The sequence below is a fragment of the Streptomyces sp. NPDC056452 genome, assembly GCF_042796085.1.
In the GTDB taxonomy this organism is placed as follows: Bacteria; Actinomycetota; Actinomycetes; order Streptomycetales; family Streptomycetaceae; genus Streptomyces.
Genome location: NZ_JBHTRI010000014.1, coordinates 138593 through 165512, shown reverse-complemented (window position 1 = coordinate 165512; position 26920 = coordinate 138593). Strand labels below are relative to the sequence as shown.

Annotated in this window: 25 protein-coding genes and 1 riboswitch; of the genes, 10 read left to right on the top strand and 15 right to left on the bottom strand. The window is 69.4% G+C overall.

The features are described 5' to 3' along the window. Positions 1-15: 15 nt before the first annotated feature. The 6 genes from ACFQ6X_RS16685 to ACFQ6X_RS16660 all read right to left on the bottom strand — a co-directional run bounded on the left by ACFQ6X_RS16685 (position 16) and on the right by ACFQ6X_RS16660 (position 10583). On the bottom strand, positions 16-3750 hold the full coding sequence (locus ACFQ6X_RS16685) for a S8 family serine peptidase (RefSeq protein WP_383182061.1): 3735 nt from the start codon (positions 3748-3750) through the stop codon (positions 16-18). Positions 3751-4135: 385 nt separating this feature from the next. Next, positions 4136-5713 (bottom strand): long-chain fatty acid--CoA ligase, encoded by a 1578-nt coding sequence (locus ACFQ6X_RS16680; RefSeq protein ID WP_383182059.1) that lies wholly within the window; start codon positions 5711-5713, stop codon positions 4136-4138. 61 nt (positions 5714-5774) lie between these two features. Then, positions 5775-7481 carry an aldehyde dehydrogenase family protein gene (locus ACFQ6X_RS16675; protein ID WP_383182057.1) on the bottom strand — a complete coding sequence of 569 codons (1707 nt, stop codon included), beginning with the start codon at positions 7479-7481 and terminating at the stop codon, positions 5775-5777. An 82-nt stretch (positions 7482-7563) separates the two neighbouring features. Then, positions 7564-8892, bottom strand: coding sequence for an MFS transporter (locus ACFQ6X_RS16670; RefSeq protein WP_383182055.1), 1329 nt, complete (start codon positions 8890-8892; stop codon positions 7564-7566). A gap of 46 nt (positions 8893-8938) precedes the next feature. After that, positions 8939-9862: a TauD/TfdA dioxygenase family protein gene (locus ACFQ6X_RS16665; protein WP_383182053.1), complete on the bottom strand. Its 924-nt coding sequence runs from the start codon at positions 9860-9862 to the stop codon at positions 8939-8941. A 118-nt stretch (positions 9863-9980) separates the two neighbouring features. Then, positions 9981-10583, bottom strand: a complete 603-nt coding sequence (locus tag ACFQ6X_RS16660; RefSeq protein ID WP_383182051.1) for a TetR/AcrR family transcriptional regulator — start codon at positions 10581-10583, stop codon at positions 9981-9983. Positions 10584-10691: 108 nt separating this feature from the next. Between ACFQ6X_RS16660 and ACFQ6X_RS16655 the strand changes: the two genes are divergently transcribed. Beyond that, a complete protein-coding gene (locus tag ACFQ6X_RS16655) occupies positions 10692-12542 on the top strand; it encodes a glycoside hydrolase family 15 protein (RefSeq protein WP_383182049.1) in 1851 nt (616 codons plus the stop codon). 133 nt (positions 12543-12675) lie between these two features. Beyond that, a complete protein-coding gene (locus ACFQ6X_RS16650; protein ID WP_383182047.1) occupies positions 12676-13785 on the top strand; it encodes an AI-2E family transporter in 1110 nt (369 codons plus the stop codon). 167 nt (positions 13786-13952) lie between these two features. On the opposite strand, the gene ACFQ6X_RS16645 is transcribed toward ACFQ6X_RS16650, so the two are convergent. The 3 genes from ACFQ6X_RS16645 to ACFQ6X_RS16635 all read right to left on the bottom strand — a co-directional run bounded on the left by ACFQ6X_RS16645 (position 13953) and on the right by ACFQ6X_RS16635 (position 15686). After that, entirely contained in the window at positions 13953-14690 is a 738-nt protein-coding gene (locus ACFQ6X_RS16645) for a VOC family protein (protein ID WP_383182045.1), read from the bottom strand. A 9-nt stretch (positions 14691-14699) separates the two neighbouring features. Then, complete coding sequence (locus tag ACFQ6X_RS16640) at positions 14700-14852, bottom strand: hypothetical protein (RefSeq protein WP_383182043.1); 153 nt, start codon at positions 14850-14852, stop codon at positions 14700-14702. 90 nt (positions 14853-14942) lie between these two features. Then, complete coding sequence (locus tag ACFQ6X_RS16635) at positions 14943-15686, bottom strand: phosphotransferase family protein (RefSeq protein WP_383182041.1); 744 nt, start codon at positions 15684-15686, stop codon at positions 14943-14945. A gap of 304 nt (positions 15687-15990) precedes the next feature. Here ACFQ6X_RS16635 and ACFQ6X_RS16630 point away from each other — a divergent pair, with 304 nt between their 5' ends. Continuing rightward, the gene (locus ACFQ6X_RS16630; protein ID WP_383182039.1) at positions 15991-16263 is read left to right on the top strand and encodes a hypothetical protein; all 273 of its coding nucleotides are present in this window, start codon (positions 15991-15993) and stop codon (positions 16261-16263) included. Positions 16264-16527: 264 nt separating this feature from the next. Here the strand turns inward: ACFQ6X_RS16630 and ACFQ6X_RS16625 are convergent, their stop codons facing one another. Beyond that, positions 16528-16755 (bottom strand): DUF5133 domain-containing protein, encoded by a 228-nt coding sequence (locus tag ACFQ6X_RS16625; RefSeq protein WP_383182037.1) that lies wholly within the window; start codon positions 16753-16755, stop codon positions 16528-16530. A 356-nt stretch (positions 16756-17111) separates the two neighbouring features. Then, positions 17112-17555, bottom strand: a complete 444-nt coding sequence (locus tag ACFQ6X_RS16620; protein ID WP_383182035.1) for a subtilase-type protease inhibitor — start codon at positions 17553-17555, stop codon at positions 17112-17114. 442 nt (positions 17556-17997) lie between these two features. On the opposite strand from ACFQ6X_RS16620, the gene ACFQ6X_RS16615 reads away from it, so the two are divergent. Together ACFQ6X_RS16615 and ACFQ6X_RS16610 are read left to right on the top strand one after the other, a co-directional pair. After that, positions 17998-18903, top strand: coding sequence for a metallophosphoesterase family protein (locus tag ACFQ6X_RS16615; protein WP_383182033.1), 906 nt, complete (start codon positions 17998-18000; stop codon positions 18901-18903). Further along, positions 18900-19610: a 4'-phosphopantetheinyl transferase gene (locus tag ACFQ6X_RS16610; RefSeq protein WP_383182031.1), complete on the top strand. Its 711-nt coding sequence runs from the start codon at positions 18900-18902 to the stop codon at positions 19608-19610. The genes ACFQ6X_RS16615 and ACFQ6X_RS16610 overlap by 4 nt, the downstream gene beginning before the upstream one ends. On the opposite strand, the gene ACFQ6X_RS16605 is transcribed toward ACFQ6X_RS16610, so the two are convergent. Next, on the bottom strand, positions 19534-20127 hold the full coding sequence (locus tag ACFQ6X_RS16605; RefSeq protein ID WP_383182029.1) for a histidine phosphatase family protein: 594 nt from the start codon (positions 20125-20127) through the stop codon (positions 19534-19536). The genes ACFQ6X_RS16610 and ACFQ6X_RS16605 overlap by 77 nt on opposite strands. Before the next feature lie 135 nt (positions 20128-20262). Then, a riboswitch (adenosylcobalamin (AdoCbl) riboswitch) is annotated at positions 20263-20360 on the top strand. A 44-nt stretch (positions 20361-20404) separates the two neighbouring features. Here ACFQ6X_RS16605 and ACFQ6X_RS16600 point away from each other — a divergent pair. After that, complete coding sequence (locus ACFQ6X_RS16600; RefSeq protein ID WP_351172319.1) at positions 20405-20620, top strand: CbtB-domain containing protein; 216 nt, start codon at positions 20405-20407, stop codon at positions 20618-20620. Positions 20621-20646: 26 nt separating this feature from the next. Next, a complete protein-coding gene (locus tag ACFQ6X_RS16595; RefSeq protein ID WP_383182027.1) occupies positions 20647-21423 on the top strand; it encodes a CbtA family protein in 777 nt (258 codons plus the stop codon). A gap of 91 nt (positions 21424-21514) precedes the next feature. Here the strand turns inward: ACFQ6X_RS16595 and ACFQ6X_RS16590 are convergent, their stop codons facing one another. Continuing rightward, positions 21515-22045: a GNAT family N-acetyltransferase gene (locus tag ACFQ6X_RS16590; protein WP_383182025.1), complete on the bottom strand. Its 531-nt coding sequence runs from the start codon at positions 22043-22045 to the stop codon at positions 21515-21517. A gap of 146 nt (positions 22046-22191) precedes the next feature. On the opposite strand from ACFQ6X_RS16590, the gene ACFQ6X_RS16585 reads away from it, so the two are divergent. Together ACFQ6X_RS16585 and ACFQ6X_RS16580 are read left to right on the top strand one after the other, a co-directional pair. After that, positions 22192-22947: an SDR family oxidoreductase gene (locus ACFQ6X_RS16585; protein WP_383182023.1), complete on the top strand. Its 756-nt coding sequence runs from the start codon at positions 22192-22194 to the stop codon at positions 22945-22947. Positions 22948-23056: 109 nt separating this feature from the next. Next, on the top strand, positions 23057-23767 hold the full coding sequence (locus ACFQ6X_RS16580) for a TetR/AcrR family transcriptional regulator (protein WP_383182021.1): 711 nt from the start codon (positions 23057-23059) through the stop codon (positions 23765-23767). 62 nt (positions 23768-23829) lie between these two features. Here ACFQ6X_RS16580 and ACFQ6X_RS16575 read toward each other — a convergent pair whose 3' ends face one another. Further along, positions 23830-24735 carry a DUF2199 domain-containing protein gene (locus tag ACFQ6X_RS16575; RefSeq protein ID WP_383182019.1) on the bottom strand — a complete coding sequence of 302 codons (906 nt, stop codon included), beginning with the start codon at positions 24733-24735 and terminating at the stop codon, positions 23830-23832. Positions 24736-24951: 216 nt separating this feature from the next. Then, on the bottom strand, positions 24952-25308 hold the full coding sequence (locus tag ACFQ6X_RS16570) for a tetratricopeptide repeat protein (RefSeq protein WP_383182017.1): 357 nt from the start codon (positions 25306-25308) through the stop codon (positions 24952-24954). 123 nt (positions 25309-25431) lie between these two features. Between ACFQ6X_RS16570 and ACFQ6X_RS16565 the strand changes: the two genes are divergently transcribed. Continuing rightward, a complete protein-coding gene (locus tag ACFQ6X_RS16565) occupies positions 25432-26397 on the top strand; it encodes a pirin family protein (protein WP_351172298.1) in 966 nt (321 codons plus the stop codon). Positions 26398-26920: the final 523 nt, after the last annotated feature.

Here is a 26920-nt window from a genome sequence, read left to right as displayed (position 1 = left end):
GCCCGACAGTGCGGCTCATCGCAGGCCGTACGCCCGGATGATCTCGTTCTTGACGCTGTAGCCGCGGTCCGTCGCGGCGCTCGCACGGACCGACACGAAGCCGCCGGGCTTCTTGGCCGTCTTGAACGAACCCGTCCAGGAGCCGCCGGCGCCCTTGGACAGGGTCACCTTCTGCCACGTGGCGCCGTCGTCGTACGAGACGTCCAGCTTCACCGTGGTGACCTTGCCCGGCACGGTGTCGAGGTTCATCGACACCGGCTTGAGCGCGATCCGCTGCGTGGTGTTGGCCCTGACGTCGCCGTGCAGGTCCGACTCCAATTCGTAGTCCAGGTTCAGCACCGAGAACGGCTCGAAGTAGTCCGAGTCGACGGTGCCGGACATGAACGTCCACTCGGAACGGGTGCGTGTCGACAGCCGGAAGACGTCACCGGGCCGCTCCACGTCGAGGACGGTGCGGTAGGGAAGGTTGCCGGCCGGCACCTCCACCCACTGCATGTCCCCGCTGACCGGGTTGTCGTGGATCAGCGTGTCACCCTGGAAGACCTGCAGGTGGGACGGCGTCTCACCCCAGGGCAGGTAGCCGCCCAGCCGCATGTTGTCGCTGGCGGAGGCCCACGCCTGCACGTTCCAGGTCATGTAGTTCTGCCAACGGGAGTTGTACACACCGAAGGACTCGCTCTGAGCGGGGCGCGTCAAGGGAGCGAACCAGTTCAGACGGCTGGTGCTGCCCTTGGCATACGTGTTGTCGCCCGACACCATCACCCACGGCAGGGGTCCGTCGACACCTTGCGCGTGGAACTCCCTCCAGACCTGGCCCGGGGTCACCCATTCGGTGCGGGTTCCCGGGTGCCACTCGACCTCGGGCATGTTGAACGACGGGTTGAGGGTGAAGTCGGACCGGTAGCCCTCCGACAACTTGCCTTCCGTGGCCGAGTAGTAGCGGGCGTCGATCCGGGCGAGGTCATGCTGGGTGGGCTTGTAGACGAGTGCCCGGTCCGGCACCTGGCCGGGGTAGTCCCGGGTCAGGTCGTAGACGAAGGGCGTGTGCTCGGTCTGCTTCACGGTCAGCTTGAGGAAGCCGGCCTTGGCCGTCGCGATGAGGGCCTTGCCCGCGTCGCGGTGCACGGTGGCGACGGGGATGGCCGACTCGCCGACGTACTCCGTCAGGCCGCCGACACCGTCGTTGACCACGATCAGCGCCTTCGCACCGGCCGCGACCGCGGCCTCGGTACGTTCCTGCGGCGAGACCTCGTCGCTGCGCGTGATGACGACGACCTTGCCCTTGGCGTTGACCTTCTCGTACGCGGACGCCGCGCCGTTGCCGGCGTGGACGGCGTTCAGCGTGTCCGTGGCGGTGCCCAGGGCGCTGCCGGCCTGCACCAGTGTCTCGAAGCGGATCCGACCGCCCGGCGTGCTCAGACCGAGCTGCGGCTCGCCCTTGCGCCAGCGGGTGATCAGCATGAACTCGCCCTGCTTCATGGGCTCCGTCGGGGCGACGTAGACGTCGTCGTACGCCGGCGGCACCACGTACGCGCTGCGGTAGTCCATGTACGGGTCGAGGCCCTTGTAGTGGACGTTGAAGTCGACCTTGCGCTGGCGGTCCTCGGTGCGCTGCGGCGCCTCGGTCTGCAGCAGGTTCGCCTTGCTCGCGTCGAGCACCACGTTCGCGGAGCTGTCCTTGAGCACGGTCTCCGGGTCGACCAGCACGGCCACGCCCGAGCGGTCCGCCTTCTCGCCTGCCACGTCGAGGTACCCCGCGACGGTGTAGAGGCCGGGTGCCATGCGCATCGTCGTCGAGCCCTCGACGTAGACGTTCCACGGCCAGGAGTCGCCGGCCAGGTTGATTCCGACCCAGCCGCTGGCAGGCTTGCCGTCCCGGCCGACCAGCTTGATGTTCAGGTCGTAGCGCTCCTCCTCCTTGAGCAGCGCGACAGATGTACGGGTCACGGGCTTCCCGGTGGCCGCATCAGTGGCTATCACGTAGCCGACGTGGCGGCCCGCCGAGGCGGCTTGCGGGTCACCGGCCACCGGGACGGCGGCGGTTCTGCCCGCGGGGACGGTCACCGTGGTGGCTCCCAGAGCGAAGGGTCCGTCGTCGTCGGTCAGGGCCAGGTTCAGCGTGACGTCCGCGGAACCGGTGTTGGTGTAGGTCAGGTCCTTCGTGACGGTGACGTCCTCCGGCTTGTGCGGCCAGGTGTAGTTGCCGAAGAAGAGTGAACCGGTGCTGCGGACCGAGGTGCGGACCGCGGCAGCCACGTCGAGGCGGCCGGTGCCGACCTCGTACGGCGAGTACCCGGCGTCCAGGCCCTTCGCGGTGCTCATCAGGTGTTCCTTGAGCTGCGCGCCGTTCCAGTCAGGGTGCTGCTGGGCCAGGATCGCCGCCGCGCCGACCACGTGCGGAGTGGCCATCGAGGTGCCGCTGATGGTGCGGTAGAGGCCCTCACCACCGTCGGTCATGTCCTGGGAGCGGGCCGCGGTGATGTCCACGCCGGGCGCCGCGATGTCCGGCTTCATGGCGCCGGAGTAGGCCAGCGGGCCGGTGCTGGAGAAGTTCGCGAGCTGGTCCTGCTTGTCCGTGGCGGCCACGGTCAGGGCAGCGGCGGCCGCGCCCGGGGCGGAGATGCTCTCCGGCCCCGAGTTGCCGGCGGCGATGACGAACAGCGTGCCGTACTGCGCGGACAGCGCGTCGACCGACTGCGACATGGGGTCGCTGCCGTCCGTCGGGTAGGAGTCGCCGAGGCTCATGTTGACGACGTCCGCACCGGTCTCGGCGGCCCACTGCATGCCGGCGATGATCCAGGAGTCCTGGCCGTAGCCCTCCACGCCGCCGAGCACCTTGCCGACGTACAGGTCGGCGCCTGGGGCGACGCCCTTGTTGTCGCCATCGGACGCGGCGCCGGAACCGACGATCGTGCCGGCCACATGCGTGCCGTGCCCGTTGACGTCGGTGACGGCCTCACCCGGCACGAAGCTGGCCGTGCCGTCGATCAGGCCGGCGAAGTCGGGGTGGTTGACGTCGATACCGGTGTCGAGCACCGCGACCTTGACGCCCTTGCCGTTGTACCCGGCCGCCCAGGCCTCGGGCGCGCCGATCAGCGGCACGCTCTCCTTCAGGCTCGCCTTCACGCGGCCGTCGAGCCACAGCTTCGCCATACCGTCGCCCAACTTCGCGCTGCCCTGCGGCGCGACGTCGGTCCAGAAGGTGCGGGTCTGCCGCTTCTCGGTGCTGAGCACAGCACCACTGATGCCCTTGAGCTTGCGGGTCAGTTTGCTGCCCCGGGGGGCCGTCGGCTCGACGGCCGAGCGGGACTTCGACCGGTCGTACGTCGCGATCAGCGGCACGGCGGCCGACTTGGCGTCGTCGTAGCCCATCTCGATCAGGTCGGTGACGTTGAACAGTCGCTTGTCCAGCTTGTCCGTGCCCAGCAGGGGCGCCGCCTCGTCGGGAATGACGAAGAGGTCGCCCTTGATCTTCTGGATCTTTACGCCGCCGACAGCGCTGTCCGGCCGGTCGACTTCGGCGGTCTGCTTGCCGTCGGCCATCGTGGTGACCGTGACGACGTCGCCGGTGACCAGGGTGACCTTGTGGGTTGCCGAGGGCTTGGCGGGGACGGTGGGCTTGCTCGGAGCAGCCTGTGCGGGCGCTTGCAGAACTGCGAGGCCCGACGCCAGCAGCGGCGCCACGGTGGCAGCTGAGACCAGCTGCCACCGTCTGCGCCGGAAGGCGGAGGAGTGAGAGGGGGAGAACATGCCATGGGTCTATCGGCCGGTGACGCCCGACGTGAAGGCCTGATGGCGGCAAGTCCTTGCCATGGCAAGGACTTGACAGACGCAATGGGCTTGAATCCGGGCAAGGTGTACGTGCCGAAGTCTCCAATGCCCGGCCGCCGGCTGCGGGGGCGATACCTCTGTCGAACGCCCGTAGGACCCACTGGGCGGAGCGTGCCGTCGGTGCGCTCGTACTGGAGCGTGGAGCGCGGCCGCCCGTCGGCATGGGGATAGTCATGGACCTGTCAAGATTGAGCAAGGTCGGGCGAGTCGCCCGGCGGGCAGAGGGACATGTGCCGGACCTGTTCCGGGGCTGCGCCACCCCCGGAACGGTTCCGGCTCACGCCTCTCCGTCAGGTGGTGGGCCTCAGCGAACCGCCTCGGTCACGTGGCCGTCCGCGTCCCTGAGCTCGCGCTTGAGGATCTTGCCGGTGGCGTTGGTGGGCAGGGCCGCACGGAACTCCACGAGGCGGGGGTACTTGTAGCCGGCCATCTGCTCCCTGCACCAGGCGATGAGCTCCTCCTCGGTGAGCGTCGCTCCTGGGGCGCGTACCACGCAGGCCTTGACCTCCTCGCCGTGGCGGTCGTGCGGCACGCCGATGACGGCCACCATGCTCACGGACGGGTGGGTGAGCAGAACTTCCTCGATCTCCCGCGGGTACACGTTGAAGCCACCGCGGAGGATCATGTCCTTGGCCCGGTCCACGATGTAGAACCATCCGTCGGAGTCGCGGCGGGCCAGGTCACCGGTACGGAACCAGCCGTTGCGCATCACCTCCGCGGTCGCCTCGGGGCGGTTGTGGTACCCCTTCATGACGTTGTGGCCGCGGATGACGATCTCACCGATCGCGTCGGCCCCCTGGACCGGAGCCCAGTCCTTGTCGACCAGGTCCACCTCCACGCCCCAGACCGGGCGTCCGATGGAGCCCGGGCGAACCCTTTCGCCGCGCGGGGCGAAGGTGGCCACCGGGCTGGTCTCCGAGAGGCCGTACCCCTCCATGATCGTGACCCCGAAGCGCTCGCTGAACCGGCGGTGGATCTCGACCGGCAGTGCGGAGCCCCCCGACCCGGCCATCCGCAGGTTCGCGGCGATCCGCGACGGGTCCACGTCGGGCGCCTCGGCTTCGAGGAGGGCCCAGTACATCGTGGGGACACCCGCGAAGAAGGTGACCGCATGACGTTGCATCAGGGCCAGGGCGGACGGGGCGTCGAAGCGTGGCAGCAGCACCAGTGTCGCCTGCGAGGCGATGCCGGCGTTCATCTGGACCACCTGGCCGAAGGAGTGGAACAGCGGCAGGGCGATCAGGTGCACGTCGTGCTCGACCTCGCCGAACAGTTTGTGGCAGGTGAGGACATTGAGCATCACGTTGGAGTGGCTGAGCTCAGCGCCCTTGGGCGTGCCCGTGGTTCCGGAGGTGTACAGGATGACCGCCGTGTCACCGGACTCCGTCGCCACGGTTTCGAAGTCCGCGCTCCGGCCGGCCAGCGCCGCGGTCAGCGTCTCGGTGTCGGCGAGCGGCGAGACCTCGGTGGGAGCGGCGGTCATCAGGAAGAAGTTCTCGCAGCCGGGAGTCCCGTTGAATCCGGACCAGCCCTCCTGGCCCATCGGAAGGTCCGAGCTGCCCTCGAAGCAGAAGTAGGCCTTGGCCTCTGAGTCGGCCAGGTGGTAGGCGATCTCACGGCTCTTGAGCAGCACGTTGAGCGGGACGACCACCGCGCCGGCCTTGAGGATGCCGTAGTAGACGATCGGGAACGACGGGAGGTTGGGACAGGACAGCGCGACCTTGTCTCCACGACCGATGCCGCGTGAGTGCAGCAGGTCGGCCACGCGGCAGGCTGCCGCGTCCAACTCCGCGTAGGTCAGGCTCTGTACGCCCAGCACGACCGCCGCGCGGTCGGGCACGGTACGGGCGCTGGTCTCCAGCAAGGTGGCGAGATTGAGCATGAGGTCCCCCTTGGGAATGTCTTTGCGGGCGTGATGTGTGTGGGCTGCCGGGGGCCGGGGCTCAGCCCCGCAAGGCGGCGGCGAAGAGTGCGGGCAGTTTCGTCAGGCTCGGCGCCGCCGTGAAGCGGGTGAGGCGCTCCACCGTGGTCAGGGCCGTGCGGTGGGTGACGAAGTACGGGGGGCGCGGGGAGAGCGACGGGTCGCCCGTGACGAGACCACGCGGGGCCGGTGTGAACGGCGCGCGCAGCACGGTCTTCTCGATGTCTTCGAGCATGAACGCGTTGTGCACGAAGCCGATGCCGCTGCCGATGTTCTGGCGGGTGTGGCCGGGGAAGGCGCCCCAGGGGGTGAAGCCGAGCAGGAAGCCGACAGCCGACCAGCAGTTGATGCCCAGGGTTCCGTAGCGCAGTTCGGCGACGGCGGTGGCCATGGCCTCCCGGTCGGCCTTCTCGGTCCTCGGGTGGACGATCAGGGTTGCGCCGAGTGTCCCGGGCAGGGTGGCGTTGGCGAAGTCGACGGCGTGCCGGAGGAAGTCGGCCGGAGTCGCGCCGGGCAGGCGCACGACCCCCAGGGCGCTGCCGAAGACCTCGTCGGTGACGAGGGGGTCGCCATGGTCGGTGATGTCGGGTACGAGGAGCCGACAGTCGTCGCCGTGTGCCTCCGCCGCCGGATGGGCCGCTCGTACGGAGGCCAGACGGTCGGCGGCGCCGGGGTAGTAGTCGGTGCGCGGCGGCAGTTCCCGCAGCACGCGCCGTATCTCGTCGAGCAGTCGCTCGGTGCCGTCCCAGTCACGCGGCAGGACCAGGATCTGGCTGGCGATGCAGTTGTGGCCGGAGTTGTTCATCTTGCTGGTGACGATGTGCTCGGCCTGGAAGCGGAAGTCGGCATCGCTCCACGGCCCGGGCACCACGATGCAGGGGCTGACGCCGCCCAGTTCACTGCTGAAGGACTTGGTGATCAACGGGACGTTGTCACGGCGGCGTTGCTCGGCATCCTCGTCGATACCCCAGACGATGGCGTCGTGGGTGCGCTCGCTGCCCGTGACATGGATGGCGTCGACGCCTTCGTGGCCGCAGAGGTAGCCGCCCTCGGCCGCGCCGCCGTCGACGAAGCTCAGCCAGCCCCGTTCGACGAACTCGGCGAAGACGTACTCGAAGTGGGGACGCAGATAGGCGTTGACCGGGTTCATCTTCGCGATGACGACCTGGCCCTCGGCGTAGAGCTTGTGCAGGATGTCCAGCGCGGTGATGGCCGCGACGTTGCCCGCCCCGAGGATGAGGGCCAGGGCGGGTTCGCCCTGCCGGCCCCGGTACTCGCCCGCCGCGCAGGCACGCGCCTGCTCCGCGGTGACGCCGGGGCGCATCCACACCTCGGCCCTGAACCCGTTGAGCAGCAGGGAGTCCCAGCCGGTGGCGGGGAAGACGTTCACGCGGGTGCGGCCGTCCTCCTCGTGAACCGTCCTGTCGGACAGCGGGTCCTTTCCCGCGGCGATCCGTCGAAGGACATGGAGATACGCCGCGGTGTTCTGGGCCAGGGCCCAGGGGCCGCCGATCCAGTCCTCGGCCGCCCAGGGGGAGTCCGGTCCGTACCCCTTCGCCGTGGCGCCCGCGCCGGCCATGTCGGCCGCACGCGCGCTGATGCGGGGCTGCAGCCTCTCCAGGAGGGCGATGCGTTCGGTGAGCGGGGTGGTGGACCAGGACTCGGCGTTGCCGCGTACGTGGGCCACGGTGCGGTCGAGGGAGGAGGTGTCGAGGGCGCTTGTGTTCAACGTCGTTCCTTGCGGAAGGTGGGGGAGTGGGAGTCGCGGGCCTGCCCCGTGCGCAGTGCGAGGAGCAGGCCCGCGCGTGTGGTCACACGGACAGCCGGCGGGCGTCGCGATCCGGGTCGATCAGCGTGAGGGCGGCGGCTCCGCTCAGGAGGAGCACGGCGCCGGTGATCAGGACCGCGTACGTGTAACCCTCCGTACCGTGGGTGTCCACGAGACGCCCGATCAGCGTCGGGGCGATCAGCCCCGCAGTGGTCACCACGGCGTTCATGATGCCCAGCGCGCCGCCGCGACGGTCGGCCGGGGCCAGTTCCGTGATCGTGGTGACGGCGACGCTGCTCATCGCTCCGGCCAGGCCGAATCCCGCGACCAGGAGTACAGCGGTCACAGCACCGGCCGGGGCCATCGGCAGGACGAGGCATGCCGCTGCGCCGATGAGCAGCAGAACACCGCCGACTCCGCCGCGCGCCCACCGGCTCGCGGTCCCGCGGCGCAGCAGCCAGCCGGTCAGGCCGGCCTGACCGAGCACCACGACGCCGCCGAGACCCCAGACGAGCATCACCACCTGGGTGGACCCGGCGGAGGTGTATCCCAGAGCGTCCTGGAGGTAGGAGGGGAGCCAGACCAGGGCGAACGCGATGACCCAGTAGGTTCCGAAGTAGGCGGCAGTGGCACCGATCCAGGTACGGGTCGCGAGGATCCGGCGGTACGGCATCTTGGGCCCGGCCGGACCCGGGACGGCTTGTGCCCCCGCCCTCTCGTCCTTCCCGACGGCGGTGTCCGACGCGACCGCGTACGGTCCCTCCCCGCCGAAGGGGATCCACAGCAGCGCCCATACGACACCGGCGAGCGCCACCGCGGCGACGGCCGAGCGCCAGCCGTGGTTCTGGATCACCCAGGTGAGTACGGGAGCGGCGACCAGCACTCCCAGCGTGATGCCGAGGACGATCAGAGCCCCGGGCAGGTTGCGCCGGTGGTTGGGGAACCAGGACAGGGTGGCCTGCTGAGCGACGGGGAAGGCGGGTCCCTCGGCGGCGCCGAGGAGAACGCGTGAGGTGATGAGTACCGCGAGCCCTCCGCCCACCGCCATCGGTGCCTGGGAGACGGACCAGAGCGCGGCCATCGCCAGGATCAGCCACTTGGGCCGTATGCGGTCCGCGAGCAGCCCCACCGCGGCACCGGAGATGGAGAACAGCAGGAAGAAGGCGCTGCTGGCGAGTCCGAATGCCGATGCGGACAGGCCGAGGTCCTGTCGGATCTCCTCCGCGGCAAGACCGAGCACGGACTTGTCGGCGAAGTTGATCATCATGAATACGACGAGCAGCGCGGTGACGATCCACGCTCGGCGTCTCGTACTGCTCGGCGCCTTCGAAGGGCCGACGGGAACAGCGGGCGCGACATCGGTGTCGGTCACAAGGGCTCCGCGGACTGGGTAGGAGGGGGAGGGGCCGGGCGGTCGTTCAGGAGAGGGTGACGCCCGCGATGGCGATGCGCTCCATGACACGGCGCTGCGGGTAGTAGTCGCTGATCGCGTAGTGCTGGGTGGCGATGTTGTCCCAGATCGCGACCGAGCCCGGCTGCCAGCGGAAGCGCACCTGGTACTCGGGGATACGGGCCTGGAGGACGAGCTCGTCGAGCAGCTCACGGCTCTCCGGGTCCGACAGGCCGACGATCCGGGTGGTGAAGGGCTCGTTGACGTAGAGGAGCTTGCGTCCGGTGCGCGGGTGGCGGACGACGACCGGGTGCTCGACAGCCGGCAGGTTCGCCCGGTGCACGGCGACCTGGGCCTCGGTCATCAGCGCGCCCCAGCTCGGCAGCCAGTCGTGCACCGCGGTGAGGCCCTCGATCCGGGCCTTCATGGACTCGGTGAGGTTGTCGTACGCGGCTGCCATGTCCGCCCACATGGTGTCGCCGCCCGCTGCCGGGACCTCGACGGCGCGCAGCACGGAGCCGAGTGCCGGGGCGGCCATGAACGAGTGGTCGCTGTGCCAGATGTTCTCCGTACCGACGGCCATGGCGTCCTTGGCCAGACGGGAGACGCCGACGGTGTCGCCCTTGGGGAAGAACGGGTTGGCCTCCGGCTCGCCCCACAGGGCGGAGAACGCCAGCTGGGACTGCGGGTCGAAGGCGTGCTGGTCGCGGAAGAAGAGCACCTTCCACTCCAGCAGGGCCTGCCGGATCTCCTCCGCGAGGTCCTCGCCGATGGGGCGTGAAAGATCGACGCCCTCGACCTCGGCGCCGATGTGCGGGGTGAGCGGGCAGACGTCCAGGAGCCCGTAGGCGGGCTGCTCCGCGCCCGGTGCGATGCGGTCGAGCGTGCGCTTGCCGTAGTGCATCAGCGGCTTGTCGAGCGCGGGGGCGGGGGTGGTGACGACGCTGTCCATGAGTCCTCCACAGTGGCGGCCTGAATATCGTTACGGGGAGTATCGTTATTGAGGCGTGGGGAAGCAAGGGTCCTTGCGGCATGAAAATGAAAAGCCGGAAAGCCGAGGCCGGGAGCCGTCAGCCGCCGGTGCCGACCGCCCGGGCGACCAGATCGACCAGTGAGTCCACGAAGCGGGCGTCGGGCAGCTCCAGCTCGCCGATCAGCCGGAAGAGCAGCGGTGCCGCCACCAAGGTGGCCGCGGCCCGGACATCGGTGTCCGGACCCACGTCACCGCGGGCGATCCCCCGTTCGAGGATGCGCCTCGTCTCGCTCGTGATCCGCTCGGTGTACTCCGCGTACTGGCCCCGCGCCGCACCCGCGTCGGCCGACGCCCCGATGAGGCCCGCGATCAGCCGGTCCGAACCCGGCAGCCGGTAGGCCTCCAGGCGAGCGGTGAGTACGAAGCGGAGCTCGGCACGGAAGTCGCCCAGGTCGGGCACCGACAGGGTGCCGATACGGGTTTCCGCGGCGGCGATGATCAGATCCTGCTTGGTGGGCCACCGCCGGTAGATGGCGGGCTTGCTCACCCCGGCCCGTGCGGCGACGGTGTCCATCGTGACCGCCGCGATCCCCTGCTCGGTGACCAGGTCCACAACAGCGTTGAGAACGGCTCCGGTGACCCGCTCCTCGCGCGGTCGCCCCGGCCCTCGTACGGCCCCGTCCGCCTGCATGCTCGCCATGTCCAGAGACTACGGTCTCCGCCGCCGTCCCCTCGCGTCGCATCCTCGCCAGGACGGGGCGCCCGTGGTGACCTAGGCTTGCCAACCGGGGCCGAAAGGGGCACGAAGATGGATGAATACCCCCTCATCGAGAACCATGGCCTGATCGGTGACCTGCAGACCGCGGCTCTCGTGACCACGGACGCGACGATCGACTGGTTCTGCTGTCCGCGCTTCGACTCGCCCAGCATCTTCGGTGCTCTGCTCGACCGGCGGAAGGGCGGGCACTTCACCGTCGGGCCGGCCGCGGACACCTACACCACCAAGCAGCTCTACCACCCGGACACCGCCGTGCTGGTCACGCGGTTCATGACCGAGGCCGGAGCGGGCGAGGTGGTCGACTTCATGCCGATCACCGGCAGCACCGCGACCGACCGCCACCGTCTGGTCCGCATGCTGCGCTGTGTCCGAGGCAGCATGACCTTCGAAGGGGAGGTCGCTCCGCGCTTCGACTACGGCCGCAAGCCGCACGAGTTGCACATCACGGAGCACGGAGCCGTGTTCACGTCGCAGGACATGGACCTCGCCATCCACGCGGTCCGTGAGCCCCAGGACGAGCGCCTGCTGACCATTCATCCGAAGGACAACGACCTGCGCTTCACTCTGACTCTTCAGGCAGGGCAGCAGCGCGGGCTGGTCATGGAATCGTCTCCTGGAGGGCCGCCGCACGAGGTCCGAGTGGAGGAGTTCGAGCAGCTCTTCGACGAGACGGTCCAGTACTGGCGCTCGTGGCTGGGCCAGTCCACGTACTCGGGGCGTTGGCGGGAAGCGGTGGAGCGTTCGGCCGTGGCGCTGAAGCTCATGACCTACGCTCCGACCGGCGCCGTGGTCGCCGCCCCCACGACTGCTCTGCCCGAGCAACTGGGCGGAGAGCGCAACTGGGACTACCGGTTCACCTGGATCCGTGACGCCTCGTTCTCGGTGTACGCATTGCTGGGCATGGGATTCAAGGAAGAAGCGGCGGCGTTCATCGGCTGGCTGCACGAGCGCGTGAAGGAAAAGGCCGGTGAAGGCGAAGGCAGCACCGGGCCACTGAACATCATGTACCGCGTCGACGGTTCCTCCGACATGGTCGAGGAGACCCTCGACCACTGGGAGGGGTACCGCGGTTCCGCCCCGGTCCGCATCGGGAACGGAGCAGCTACCCAGCGGCAACTGGACATCTACGGTGAGGCACTCGACAGCATCTACTTCGCGCACCAGCACGGCATGCACCTCGACCACGGGGGCTGGAACGCGCTGCACACCCTCCTCGACTGGCTGGTCGACCACTGGGACCAGCCCGGCGAAGGGCTGTGGGAGACCCGTGGCGGTCAGAAGGACTTCACCTACGGACGCGTGATGTCCTGGGTGGCCTTCGACAGGGCCGTCCGGATCGCCACCGACGACGGCCGTCCCGCTGCCCGCGGCCGCTGGGTGGACGCGCGTGACGAGATCTACGCGCAGGTGCTCAGCCGCGGATGGGACCCGAAGAAGCAGGCCTTCGTGCAGCACTACGGCGACAACGTGCTCGACTCGTCGCTGCTGCGCATGCCGACGGTCGGCTTCATCACGCCGGACGATCCGATGTGGAAGTCCACGCTGGACGCGATGGAGAACGAGCTGGTCAGCGACAGCCTGGTCTACCGCTACAACCCCGAGGCGTCGCCTGACGGGTTGCGCGGCTCCGAAGGAACCTTCTCCCTGTGCACGTTCATGTACGTCGACGCCCTGGCACGGGCGGGACGCACCGACCAGGCCAGGCTGGTGCTCGAGAAGATGCTCACCTATGCCAACCACCTGGGCCTGTACTCCGAGGAGATCGGCCTGACAGGGCGGCAGTTGGGCAACTTCCCGCAGGCCTTCACGCACCTGGCCCTGATCGACGCGGCGATCACCCTGGACGCGAGGCTCAATGCCGGGCGTGGGGGCGGGGCGTAGCTTCCCGACAGCCGCGAGCGAACTGGAGCGAGCCTCACCCGGCGTACGCCCTTGATCAACGTCCAGCGACGATCGGGCTCCTGGCGGGAGCGATTGATCCGGAGCGGGGCCGGTGGCCCATAGGGTGACTCGCATGTCTGTCATGTTGAGCTCAACCAAGTCCCGCGCCGCGCTCCGCGTCTCGGCGCGGGTATCGGGCGAGTTGCTCCTCGTCCTCGTCATGACCGCGGTGGCGGTATGGATGCTGGGCCGCATGTGGTCGGTCATCTGGCCGCTCATAGTCGCCCTGTTGCTCACCACCCTGACCTGGCCCACAGCGCATTACCTGCGCCGACGTGGGTGGCCCCCGGCCCTCGCCGCATCCGTGGTGACCGTGCTGTTCCTCCTGGTCGCTGCCGGGGTCGCCGCGCTGATCGCGGTGCCCGTGGCCTCCCAGTCCGGCGAGCTGGCCGACGGCGTGGTCGAAGGCATCCAGAAACTGCGCGAGTGGGCCTCCGGGCCGCCGCTCAACATCGGTGACGACCAGATCGCCGGCGCCTTCGACACTGCGGCTGCCCGCATCCAGGACAGCATCGGCAGCATGGTCACCACCGTCGTCACCGGCGTGAGCACGGTGGTCAATGGTGTGGTCACTGCCGTCCTGGCGGTCTTCCTGATGTTCTTCATGCTCAAGGACGGCCCGCGGTTCCTGCCCTGGCTCGCCCGCCAGCTGCCCGGTCGGCTCGCCACCGATGTCCCGACAGTGGCGGCGCGTGGTTGGCGGACTCTGGGTGAGTTCGTGCGGTCCCAGGCGTACGTCGGCCTGCTCGACGCGGTCCTCATCGGCATCGGCCTGTGGATTGTGGGCGTACCGCTGGTGCTCCCCCTCGCGGTGCTGACCTTCGTCTCCGCATTCGTACCCATCGTGGGCGCCCTGTTCGCCGGCTTCGTCGCCGTTCTCATCGCCTTGGTGTCGAACGGGCTGACCGACGCGCTGATCGTGCTGGCGATCATCGTCGTGGTGCAACAGCTCGAGGGCAACGTGTTCCAGCCCATGATCCAGAGTCGCGGACTCGGCCTGCACGCTGCGGTGATCCTGCTGGCGGTGACATTGGGCGGCAGCCTCGCCGGCATCGTGGGCAGCCTGCTCGCCGTACCCGCCGCCGCACTGATCGCGGTGGTCTGGAACTACCTGCGCGAGCAGCTCAGCGTTCCGCAGGAGGAGCCCGAACCCCAGGTGTCACCGAGTGGCGTCGGCTCTTAGGACTCCTCACGGAAGACCGCTGCCGGGCCGTGGGAGATCGACGACGAGTTGTGGGCGCGCATCGATCACGCATCGATCACTGGGGGCACCACCCCTGTCTCCGACGGCATGCGCCGACGGCACGCGGTCTTCGCCGCTGACCCGAAAGCGGCCGGAGCCGCTCAGGTTCAGCGAGGAGTGAGGAGGCAGAACTCGTTGCCTTCCGGGTCGGCCAGAACCGTCCAGGAGATTGCGGACCGGTCGACACCAGGGTCGGTGGCGCCCAGGGCGCGCAGTCGGGCTTCTTCTGCTTCCAGGTCGTCACCGGGGTAGGGGCAGACGTCGAGGTGGACGCGGTTCCACACACTCTTGGAGTCGGGGGTGCGGAGGAACTCCAGGTAGGGGCCGACGCCTTTGGCGGATCGCATGGTCGCGTGGTCGTCGGCGACCTCGTGCAGCGTCCAGTCCATCGCCTGGCCCCAGAACCGGGCCATCCCTCGTGGGTCGGTGCAGTCGACGACCACCGCGGCGATCGGCCCGGTGTCCTGGTAGATCGGGCGGGGCTCCAGGACACAGAACTCGTTGCCCTCCGGGTCGGCCATGACCGTCCAGGGGACGTCGCCCTGGCCCACGTCGGCGAGCCTCGCGCCGAGATCCTTCAAGCGCGCGACCAACTCCGCCTGATGCGCGGTCGAGGTGGTGGCCAGATCGAGATGCACCCGGTTCTTCACCGTCTTGACTTCCGGGCGGGCGACGATGTCGATGCAGACGGCCACGGGGTCGGGGTAGTCGAAACCCACCGGTTCGAGGTTGGTGACGCCGGGCCCCTCGCTGTCGACACCCCAACCGAGTGCCGCCGCCCAGAACCGGCCGAGCACGGAGTCGTCCTGGGCCTTCATATTGATCTGCACGAGTCTCGTCGCCATGCGGAGATCCTAGAAGCTGCCGCCGCCATCAGGCATGTGCTCGCCCCGGTACTGGCCATGGTCGCCCTCGTCGAGACTGTGGGCGCCCTTGTGAACGAAGGCGAGACCCGACCACGCCGGGGCCAGTGGCACGGAGCCCGAACTCATTCGGATGCTGCTCAAGCCCCGCACCCCTGACGGCGGGCGATCATCCCGGGGGACGGCCTGCTCGATGCGTCAGAACGCCCACGTAGCAGTCGGGCCCGCGCAGCCTCACATACGGGATCTCAGCACGTCGATCTCACAGCCCGGCGCGGAGGGGTCGAAGCCGTGCTCGATCAGCCAGCGAACCGCCAGCAGACTGCGCAACGACCACCACGCGTGGATCACTTCGAGGTCGATGTCGGTGCCGTAGCCGGCGATGACGTCGTCGAGGTGCTCCTCGTGTCCGAGCGTGAAGGTCGCGAGGTCGTACAGGGCATCACCCTGGCCCGCCTCGGACCAGTCGATGATGCCTGTGACCTCGTCGCCCTCGACGAAGACGTGCGCGATCTGCAGGTCGCCGTGCGTGAACGCCGGAGTCCACGGCCGGAGCGCGGCCTCGGCGACCTGGCGGTTGCGGGTGACCACGGCGGAGGGCAGGACGCCGTTCGTCACGAGCAACTCGCACTCGTCGTCGAGTTCCGCCGCCAGCTCGTCGAGACCCTTTCCCCGGCCGGGCCAGGGCGGCAACGGCGCGTCGTGCAACTTCCGGATGGCGGCACCCGCCGCGGCCCACGCCGCCCGCGACCCGGTCGACGGCCCGCCGAGGCTCCCGAGCGTCGTCCCCGGGAGTGCGGCGACGGCGAGCACGGGCGGCTTGTGCCACAGGACCGCCGGGGTCGGGACCGGCGCGAGGGACATCGCCCGGACCTCGACGTCGATGCGCGCCTGATCGGGGTCCACCTTCAAGAACACGTCGCCGACGCGCAGAGTCGCGCGCTCGGAATGGGCGACGACGACTTCGACCTCATCCATGGGCGACCAGTATCCCGGGGGTGATCGCCGACGTCACCGGGTTTGTCGCGCGGTGAGCGGCTGACCACGTCCCTCCACCCGGCGGCCTCGTGCACGACACCGTCCTCCGATCCGGTCGAGCCCTGTGAGGAGTCCTTGGCCACGAAGCCTCCCGGCCTGTTCCGGGCGGGTCGTGCCGGTCCGGAGTCGGTCGGCCGGGGAGCCGGTGACGACGGGGACGCGTCGTCCGGGATGCAAGGGGTACGCGAGGTGCGACACCGGCCCACACGCACGAGAATGGGCCTGCACCGACAGGAGCAGTGACATGACCGACCGCAGGCCCGAGGGGATCGCCTACACCGGGGCGGAGGGCAGCCCGCCGCCTGTACCTGCCGATATGCCTGACCAACAGGTCCAGGAGGGCGAGGACGCGCTCGACGTGATTCTCCCGCCGAATACCGAACGCCCCGAAGCGGAATCGGACCCCGGGACCGACGACGAACAGCCCGACCCCGACGAGGCCGGCTCGGGTCGCAACGCCGCCCGCAATGCCGGCGTTCACCCGGAACACCCGACCCCGGACGAGTCGACGGGGTGACGTCCGGTCCTCGTTCGCGAGAACGGGACAGGAGGCCCCAGGGTGCGGCGGCTCGCGCGAACGATGACGCGGGTGCCGAACGTGGACGTCGGCTGACGGGCACCGGCCCGGGCCGGTTCCTGCCCAGGTCGTGCCACCACGGCCACGACCTGGGCTCCTGGTCACAGGAACACGACGTTGCTCAACGACTGCAGAGCGCAGGCCTGTTGAACGTGAGCCGCTGCCGCCCGACAACGGCGACAGCGGCTCCTGCGCTCAGTTCCCTCAGGTGGTGAGGACGGAGTCGTCCTGAGGGCGCGCGCCCGGCAATTGGTGGCGTGCGGCGATGAGTGCGGCGTCGATGTCCCGGGTGCCCGTGGCCACGCAGAGCGTGTAGGCGACGTCGTCCATGCGTCGTTGCACCTCCGCGTCACCGTTCTCTGCGCGCAGAATGCGCAGGGTGTCGTACTGATCGACAAGGTTCCGCAGTACCGCAGGATGGGCCATCAGCACCGGAGTCTCCCTTTCGCTCGCTCACGAGTCATTCGGCGACCCGCCTACCCCAGTTCCTCACGTCCAGACCACCCTCTGAATGCCCGGGCGGATTCGAACCGTGGTCGTGCGGAGGCCGCTTCCGTCGGGGCACCCAGGCTGCCCCGACGGCAGGTCGGGACGGCGGCGACGGTGTCGTGGCAACGAGTTTCGGGAGCCCGGGTGCCGAACTGCCTCGAGTCGGCACCCGGCCGAAGCGGCGCAGGTTCCCTGCCGACTCCGTTGGCCGCGAGCGCCGGCGGCCGCATGGCGCAGGTCCGAGCCGGTCAGCACCCCCGCCGACCGGGCCCTTCGACCACGTGCGGCGCACGGCTCGATCAGAAGGCGAAGACCGGTCCTTCGCCCAGGCTTGCCTGCATCTCACACGCGTTGCCGAAGCCGGCCGACCAGGAGACGCTGCGGCCCTGCCACACACCGGTCACGTCGAGGACGACGGGGTCCCACTGGCGCGTGCACTTCCCGGGCGACCGCGGCGTGGTCAGCCGGGCGAACTCACCGTTGACCGCGCGCAGTTCGGAACACGCCGCAGCGGGCGCGGGGTGCGTGCCCTGCGGGCGGGGCGCGCAGCTCAGGGTGACGGCCCGCTGGACGGTGACCTCGTCGGCGCTGCCCTTGCCGACCGACAGGACGAGGGCCGACGGGGCGTAGAGGCTGGTCGGCTGAGCGGGCCGGCTCTGCGCGACGCCCATGGCTGCTGTGCCCGACAGGACGAGTGTGGAGACCGTGGCGATTACGCAGAATCTGCCGAGGTTGTAACGCATGCGTGAAGCTCCTTTGCGTGAAGTGGTGATTGCGGTGGGGAGTCTTGCGCCTGCGGGGAGTGAGTGCACATCGATCAGTTCTTTCCGGCCCAACCTCCGCGAGACGGACCTACCGAATGGCCGTTCGGGCAGCTCGGACGTGGTGTGAACGCCTCGTGCCGGGTGTCCGCCATATGGACAGGTTGCAGTGGTACAACCGCGAACTACCGCCTGACCTGCGGTGATGTCGATCTGGTTTTCGCGTGAAACCGCAGGCTTCGGCCGGAAAGCAGTGCTTGAGCAGCTCTGGAGGCGACCTGTGGTCGCGGCTTTCGGAGCGAACCGCCGAGGTCCGTCGGAGCTCTCGCCGGGTGTTCCACGGCGGCCGAGGGAGGCGTGCCGCGGAGGGGACGCGCCGAGGACAAGAGGCCCGGCGGAGCGAGCAGGACGGTAAATTCGAACAATGAGTCAACTGAGCGACCCGGCCCGCCAATCGCCGCCGGGGCGGGGCCGGCTTCTCGCCGTCAGCGACCTCCATCTCGGGATCACCGACAACCGTCCGATCGCCGACAAGCTGCACCCGTCGCACGACGATGACTGGCTCATCGTCGCGGGCGACGTGGCGGAGCAGGCCGAGGAGGTCGCACAGGCGCTGGAGATGCTGGCGGGCCGCTTCGCCCACGTGGTGTGGACCCCCGGCAACCACGAACTGTGGACCGTCGACAAGGATCCCGTACGACTGCGCGGACAGGCACGGTACGAGCACCTCGTCCAGGTGTGCCGCGAGCTCGGCGTGACGACACCGGAGGACCCGTACCCCCGGTGGCAGGGAGCGGACGGGCCGGTGGCCGTCGCCCCCGTGTTCCTGCTGTACGACTACACCTTCAGGGCCCCCGGAACGATGACCAAGGAAGAATCCCTGGCCAAGGCGCACGAGGCCGGCGTCGTCTGCACCGACGAGTACCTGCTCCACCCCGACCCCTACCCCGCCCGGGACGACTGGTGCCGGGCGCGGGTGGCGCAGACCGAGGAGCGGCTCGCCGCGCACGACCCGGACGTCCCTCTCGTCATCACCGGGCACTGGCCGCTGGTGCGCGAACCCACATCCGTCATGTGGTACCCGGAGTTCGCCCAGTGGTGCGGCACGGAACTGACGGCCGACTGGCACCGCCGCTTCAACGTCGCCGCCGTCGTCTACGGGCACCTCCACATCCCCCGTACGACCTGGTTCGACGGAGTGCGCTTCGAGGAGGTCTCGATCGGCTACCCCAGGGAGTGGCGCAAACGTGGCCACCCCCGTGGCCTGCTGCGTCAGATCCTTCCCTACACGGGCGAACAGCCCCCGGACGGGCCGGGGGAGGAGGCGTGATCGAGCAACTGGTGCCCGAGTACGTCGCCTGCGCGGACACCTTCGAGGCGGATGCTCCGGCGGGAACGCTCTACCCCGAGGAAGCGGAACTGGTCGCTCGCAGCGTGGACAAGCGCCGGCACGAGTTCGCGGCCGTGCGCGCCTGCGCGAGACGAGCCATGGCGGCCCTCGGGCTGCCGCCCACACCGGTGCTGCGCGGCCACCGGGGGGCGCCCCTGTGGCCCGAGGGCGTCGTGGGCAGCATGACGCACTGCGAGGGCTACCGAGCCGCGGTGCTGGCCCGGGCGTCCGAAGTGCGCGCACTCGGCATCGACGCGGAACCGGACGAAGCACTGCCGGCCGACGTGTGGGAGGTCATTTCGCTTCCGTCGGAGCGGCGGCGGATCGGGCCCGTGGCGGGCGGCGTGGCCCCCCATTGGGACCGGCTGCTCTTCAGCGCCAAGGAGAGCGTTTTCAAGACCTGGTACCCGCTCACCGGCATCGAGCTCGACTTCGACGAGGCCGAGGTCGAATTCCGCCGGGGTGAAGGGATTCGGCACCGGGGCACCTTCACGGCACAGCTGCACCGTACGGCGCCCGGGATACCGGGGTCGTTCGAGGGAAAGTGGCTGGTCCAGGACGGGTTCGCGGTTACCGCGATCGCCCTGCCCCACGTGCCTCCGGAGGGCGACCGCACCGCAGGTTCCACCGGCCCGACCGTCCGCTGAGCTCGGTGAGCGCGAGCGGGGGAACGTCGAGCCGCCAGAAGGCCTGTACCGGCAGATCCAGCGCCTGGACCACCGCCGCGCGGACGACCGCGGGTTCGACCACGGCCATGACCCGCACATCGCCGTCCCCGGCCAGGGTCTCCAGCCAACTGCCCACCCGGGCAGCCAGGTCCAGGAGCGACTCGCCCCCGTGCGGGGCGGCCGAAGGGTCGCTCAGCCAGGCGGACACGGCGTCGGGTTCGGCGGCGCTCACGTCAGACAGCCGTTGCCCGCTCCAGTGCCCCATGTGCCAGTCGCGGAGAGCAGGTTCGGCACGAGGGTCGAGCCCGAGCGCCTGAGCGGTCTGCCGGCAGCGCTCCGATGGACCGCGCACGTACCGGTCGGCTCCCGGTACGTCACCGGCGGCGTCCCCGGCCCTGCGCAGACCCGCCTCGTCCAACGGTGCGTCACCCTCGAAGCGCGCCTCCCTCGACGCGGCATTCATGGCCGGTGAGATCAACATCACCCGTACCGTCATGCTCGCCCTCCCCTTCTTGAACAACTGCCCGATGCGTAGGCGCCCCATGGGAACACGGCCCGCGCCGCGGGCCGTGACCGGGACGGTTGCACCGTGGCGGCGCCCGAGCAACAGGCGGTATGGTCGCGGCAACCAAGACGAGGTGTGAACGGAAGTCCGGTGAGAATCCGGCACGGTCGCGCCACTGTGTACCCGCTCGTTCTGCGGGAAAGTCAGACCCGGCACCTTCGTCTCAGGCACCACGACAGGGACGCGTGTTCCCACAGGAGGTTCTGCCATGGCACATTCTGCTGCCCCAGCTGCGATCGCACCCGCGATCACCCCCATCTCCCTGAAGGCTATTGCCCCCTGGGCCGTCTTCTTCGGCATCCTGATGCTCGTCCTGCTGTACTTCGTCGGAGCCGAGCAGGGCGCCACCGCGGTCTTCGCGGGCGAGTCCGTGCACGAGTGGGTCCACGACGGACGCCACCTCCTCGGATTCCCCTGCCACTGAAACTCCGGGAATCAGGGGAACGTTCCATGAACTCCGTATCGGTCAGAGCTCTGCTCGTCCGCGGCATGCTCGCCGGCCTCGTGGCCGGCGCGCTCGCCCTTGCCGTGGCCTACTTCCTCGGTGAGTCCCGCGTGGACGCCGCCATCGCGCTGGAAGAGTCACACACCCACGACCACGGCGGCGGCGAGGAACTCGTCAGCCGCACGATGCAGGCAACCGGCGGGCTCGCCACCGGTGTCCTCGTATTCGGCGTGGCCATCGGCGGCATCGCCGCACTCGTCTTCTGCTACGCCCTCGGCCGCATCGGCAGCTTCGGCCCGAGGGCCACGGCCGCACTCGTCGCGGGTGGGGCCCTGCTGACGGTGTACGTCGTGCCGTTCCTGAAGTACCCGGCGAACCCGCCGGCTGTCGGCAACCCCGACACCATCGGACAGCGCACCGGCATGTTCTTCCTGATGGTCGCGCTCAGCGTGCTGCTGGCCGTTGCCGCCGTGATCCTCGGCAAACGTCTCGCACCCCGTCTGGGCAACTGGAACGCGACGACTGCCGCAGGCGCCGGCTATGTCCTCCTGATCGGGCTCGCCTACGCCTTCCTGCCCTCGTTCAACGAGGTCGGCACGGACTTCCCGGCCAGCCTGCTGTGGGAGTTCCGGCTGTCCACGCTCGCCGTCCAGGCGACGCTCTGGACCGCCTTCGGTCTCGTCTTCGGCTACCTGACCGAGCGGCTTCTCGTACCGGCCGCCCGTACCGCGTCGTCGGCGGGTGACCGTACGGCACCCCGCCCGGCCGATGCCGTGAGCTGACCCGCGAGCCCCGTAGGGGCCTACGGCAAGTGAACCCGCCGGGATTCCCGGCGGGTTCCGTCATGTACGGGCTCCGGGCGGAGCCCGAAGTTCAGGCGTCAGGCGTCATGGTCCAGACGTCCGCCCGGTTCGTGCTCCAGTCGATACGGAAGTGCTTGAGCCGGTCGTCCTCGCCGACCAGCCGCATACCGGCCGCTGCCATGACGTGGTGCGACCGGGTGTTGTCGAGATCGGCGTCGCCCTTCACGGACGCGACCCCCTGGGAACGCGCGAAGGCCAGAAGGGCCCGTAGCGCTTCGGAGGCGTACCCCAGGCCACGAACCGAGGGGATCAAGCCGTAGCCGATCGTCACCCGGCCGTCGGAATCGGGCCTTCCGTGAAAGCCCACGCCACCTATCACGTGGCCGTCCGCGCGGCGGCGGATCTCGTAGGCGCCGAACGGCTGGGGGCTGCCGGCGTCCGCGCAGGTCTCCAGGAAGCGGCGGGCGACACCGCGGTCCCCGTCCCCGGGGTATCCGGGTGCCCAGAGCGTGCCTGCCGGCGGTTCACCCGCCTCCACCGATGCGGCTTCGGCCGCGCTCAGCGGGTGCAGCAGGAGGCGTGTCGTCATGAGGTTGTCCATGACAGGCCGGAGTATCACCTCCACAGGGGCCGACGCATGCGAGTTTCGGTACGCGACGGTACGTAGCGTCGCTACGGTAATGGTGTTAGCGTTGTTCGTGTCGGGTCGCGGAGACGGCCGGGGCCCCTCTATCGCAGGAGCAGGTCATGAGTGAGCAACAGCAGCACACCACCGCGCCGCGCAGGGTCGCCCTGGTCACCGGGGGCTCGCGAGGCATCGGCCGCGAGAGCGCCGAGCGGCTCGCGGCCGACGGATTCGCCGTCGTCGTCAACTACGCGGGCAACAAGACCGAGGCGGAAGCGGCCGTAGAGGCTGTCATCTCCGCAGGTGGCGAGGGATTCGCGTTTCAGGCGGACGTCGCCGACGAGACGGCCGTAGCCGCACTCTTCGACGCGGCCGAGGCCGCCTTCGGGGGGATCGACGTGGTCGTCCATGCCGCGGGAGTCATGACGCTCGCACCACTGGTCGACACCGACCTGGACGCCTTGGACCGGATGCACCGCACGAATATCCGCGGCACCTTCGTCGTGGACCAGCAGGCGGCGCGCCGCCTCCGCGACGGCGGGGCGATCATCAACTTCTCCAGCTCGGTGCTCTCGCTCGCCCTCCCGGGATACAGCGCCTACGCCGCCACCAAGGGAGCGGTGGAGGCCATGACGCTGATCCTCGCCCGTGAGCTGCGCGGCCGGGACATCACGGTCAACGCCGTGGCCCCGGGCCCGACCGCCACCGCGCTCTTCCTGGACGGTAAGGATGAGGAGACCATCACGCGGATGGCGGCCCAGCCGCCGCTCGAACGGCTGGGCACGCCGCAGGACATCGCGGAGGTCGTCTCGTTCCTCGCCGGCCCCGCCCGCTGGGTCAACGGCCAGGTGCTGCGCGCCAACGGGGGGATCGTGTGACGGACCGGGCGGCCCTCCTCCGCGACCCTCCCGGACAGGCCCCGACGGTGTGCCGTTCCCCGCACGGGCGCGCGAACCGGGCCGTGCACCGCTTGATAGCGTCCGTGCGGTGAGTACCCGAGCACGCATCCTCGAAGTGGCCGCCGAGCTCGTCGCGGCGTCCCCGGACGGGGACATCTCCACCCGGGCCGTGTGCGAGGCGGCCCAGGTCGGCGCACCGGCTCTCTACCGGCACTTCGGGGACAAGGAAGGGCTGCTGTCGGCGGTGGTCGACCACGGCTACGACGCGTACCTGGCGACGAAGCGGGAACGCGGCGCGTCCACGGACCCCGTCGAGGACCTCCGCAACGGCTGGGACAGCCACATCGAGTTCGCCCTGCGCAACCCGAACCTGTACCGGCTGATGAACTCCCCGGCGATGCGCACACCGCCCGCCGCGGCGCTCGAGTCCCACCGGATCCTGACCCGTGACCTGGAGCGGGCTGCGGAACAGGGGAAGCTTCGCGTCACTCCTGAACTGGCCGCCCAGATGATCATGTCGGCCAATACGGGTGTCGCCCTCATGCTCGTATCCCGCCCCGCGACGTTCTCGGACGACAGCGTGCGCACGCGTGTACGCGACGCTGTGCACGCCGCCGTCTTCACCCCGGACGCGCGCGTCGCCGAGCCGGTGGAGGCCGAAGTTCCCTCAGCTGCAGTCCGGTTGAGGGCATTGCTGAACCGGTCGAAGGGGTCCGGCCTCAGTGCCGCGGAATCGGTCCTGATGAACGAATGGCTGGACCGGGTGTCGAATGCGGCGCAGGGGGACGGGAAGAGCTGACAGGTCGGTCTCTGCCTTCGGATCCGTACCACCGATGCCGACCCGAGGCGCACGTTGTCGGATCAAGAAGGATCCGAGCAGGCGAGGGAACGCCAGACCCGCTGGGCCCAGGTGAGGTCGGCGGAGTCCTCATGGGTGCAGAAAAGCCCGGCGGCGGTGCCTGCGGCCGACACCGTGAAGCCGTAGAACTCGTGCCGCTCCCGGCCGTGGTCGTCCGGGGTCAGCCAGAAGGCGTGGCGGAGTCCGTCGGGCAGAGACTCGGTGAGCCGTTGCGCGGGAAGCTTGTCGGGGGCGCCGTCGAGCAGTACGGAGAGGAAGTCCTCGGGGGAACGTCCCGGGGCGTCATCCGTGAACACTGTCACGGCGGCGCTGCGGTCAGGACCGGCGAACTGATCCGCACCATCGGCGAACCGGGCGGTCAGGCCTGCGGTGCGGACGACGGACCAGCGGTCGCCGAGGCCGGTGCGGACGTCGACGGGGAGCTGGTGCGGGAAGCGGCTGAGGACGTGGTCCCGGTCCCAGACGTCTTCCAGGACGCGGGTGGCCAGCGGGTGGTGGCCGGCGACGAGGTAGGGCAGTTCCTCGGGATCGGCAACCCGGGCGGTGAACGGGGCGCCCAGCAGGTCGTCGCCCCAGGGCCTGACCTTGTTGGAGAGCAGCCCTCTGAAGGTGAGGTCCGAGTAACTCCGGTCCTCCCACCGCTCGTCGGCCTCCCGGAGCGTGGCCTCGTCGACCTCCAGCCATACGCCCAGGACCAGCTCGGTCTCGTACGTCAGCCGGACGGGCAGCAGACAGCGGATGAAGGAGCCGACGCCGTCCACCCGGAGCAGCGCGGAGGGGCCGAGCCGGTGCCGGGCCGCTTCGGGTGCGGTGAGGGCGGCGTCGGGCAGGTTGAATCCGACGTCGATGCGCCGCTCGTCCGTGAGGGAGTCGCCGCAGCAGGAGCAAGAAGGAAGATGGCTGGTCACAGCGCCAGGTTAAGGAATGCCCGCACCGCCCCCGAAGTCAGGGGTCCTGCCCTGAGGTCATGCCCTGACAAGGGCTGTCCCGCAATCCCCGGCGGACACACGACGACCACCACGGCGCTTCGCCGTGTCATCGGAGCGCCCGAACACATTCAGTGTCCGGGCGTCCCTCAGCCTTGCTCTGTGCGCATCTGCAGCCGCGCGCTGATCCATCAGGGACTAAAGGGCATCCCCTTGCGGGAAGTCCCCGGACAGCGCCGCGGCCATCCTCAGATGCGGGGCCGCTTCGGAGGACCGCCCCTGGCGTTCCAGTGTCCGACCGAGCATGAGCCGCGCATACTCCTCGACCGGGTCGCGCTCCAGGACGGCGAGCAGTTCTGCCTCGGCCTTCGCGAGCCGCGCCGAGTGGTAGTAGGCCCGCGCCAGCAGCAGCCGCGGTGCGATCAGCTCCGGCGCCTCGTCCACCAGCCCGTCGAGGATCCGCGCCGCCGTCAGGTACTCCTTGGCGTCGAAGAACATCTGCGCACGGTCCCAGCGGTCGGCCGCGGTGCCGAACTCGTAGTAGGTGTCGTTCACTTCTCCTCCTGGAGCGAATCGGGTCCTGCGGACGCGTCAACACAGGGGTGTAGTTTAATATTCCACTAAATTTTCGGCGTGGGGACCGGCACTCCGCGTCCGTACGGGAATAGGTTGAGCGCCATGAGCAATCTCGATCGCCAGGCCGCACTCTCCGTCTGCGGAGGACGGGGCTTCGTCGTCGCCGAGCCGGTGCGTGAACTCCTCACGCCGCGGCATGTTCAGCTCGGCGAGTCCACCGAGGTCCGCCGACTCCTGCCCAACCTGGGCCGCCGCATGGTCGGCGCCTGGGCCTTCGTGGACCACTACGGCCCCGACGACATCGCCGACGAGCCCGGGATGCAGGTACCGCCGCACCCCCACATGGGCCTGCAGACGGTCAGCTGGCTGCACGACGGCGAGGTCCTGCACCGCGACAGCCTGGGCAGCCTCCGGACGGTCCGCCCGCGCGAGCTGGGCCTGATGACCTCGGGGCGGGCGATCAGCCACTCCGAGGAGAGCCCGAAGCCGCATGCCAGGCTTCTGCACGGAGCACAGCTGTGGGTGGCCCTGCCCGACGCCCACAGGAACGTCGAACCGCACTTCCAGCACCACGCCGACCTCCCCGCGGTCACCGCGCCGGGGCTCACCGCAACGGTGATCCTCGGTGAACTCGACGGCGCCACGTCGCCCGGCACGGCGTACACCCCGATCGTGGGTGCCGACCTGGCCCTGACGGGCGGCGCCGAGGCCCGGCTGCCCCTCGATCCCGACTTCGAGTACGCGGTGCTGTCCATGTCCGGCGAGGCCGAGGTCGACGGCGTCCCGGTACTGCCCGGCTCGATGCTCTACCTTGGCTGCGGCCGGACCGAACTGCCCCTGCGTGCGGTCTCCGACGCCGGGCTCATGCTTCTCGGCGGCGAGCCGTTCGAGGAGGAGATCGTCATGTGGTGGAACTTCATCGGACGGTCCCACGAGGAGATCGAGGCGGCCCGGCTGGACTGGATGGAAGGCCCTCGCTTCGGCGAGGTGAAGGGCTACGACGGCGACCGGCTGCCCGCTCCGGCCATGCCGCCGGTGGCGTTGAAACCGCGGGGAAGGGTGCGCTGAGCTGCATCGATGTGGCACGCGCCAAGCGCGCCCCTGGTCGCGGCAACTCGGCCCCATGCTCAGAAGCGGAATCGATCGAGCGCCTCTCCGGAAGCCTCTGCCTCACGTGCCCGGGATTCCAGAGTGTGGTCGTGTGTGAGCAGCTTCAGTGGACCTGATGCTGACCCAATGCTGACTTGCTGACCCGTCTGGTAGCCGGGGACATAGGTCATGACGGCATGGGTAGCGAAGTCGCTACCCATGCCGCCCAACGCGTCCTTGGTGATGTCAGGGTGCGGTGGATTCGTAGTCTGCCGTGGCTCAGGTTCCTACTGGAGCGACTAGAAGGGGCTGTAGCGCCGGCCAGTTCGTTGGCTTGGGACTGTGAGTGTTCCGGTCCGGTTCAGCTCAGCATCCAATTCCTGCCTCTGGCCATGGGGGTGGATGCACGGTCAAGCAGTCCCGTCGCAACACGCGTAGCCCCTGTTCTTGTTCGCGCATGCGACGGTCGGCACTGGCCGTCGGTTGTCGAATGGTCTCGATT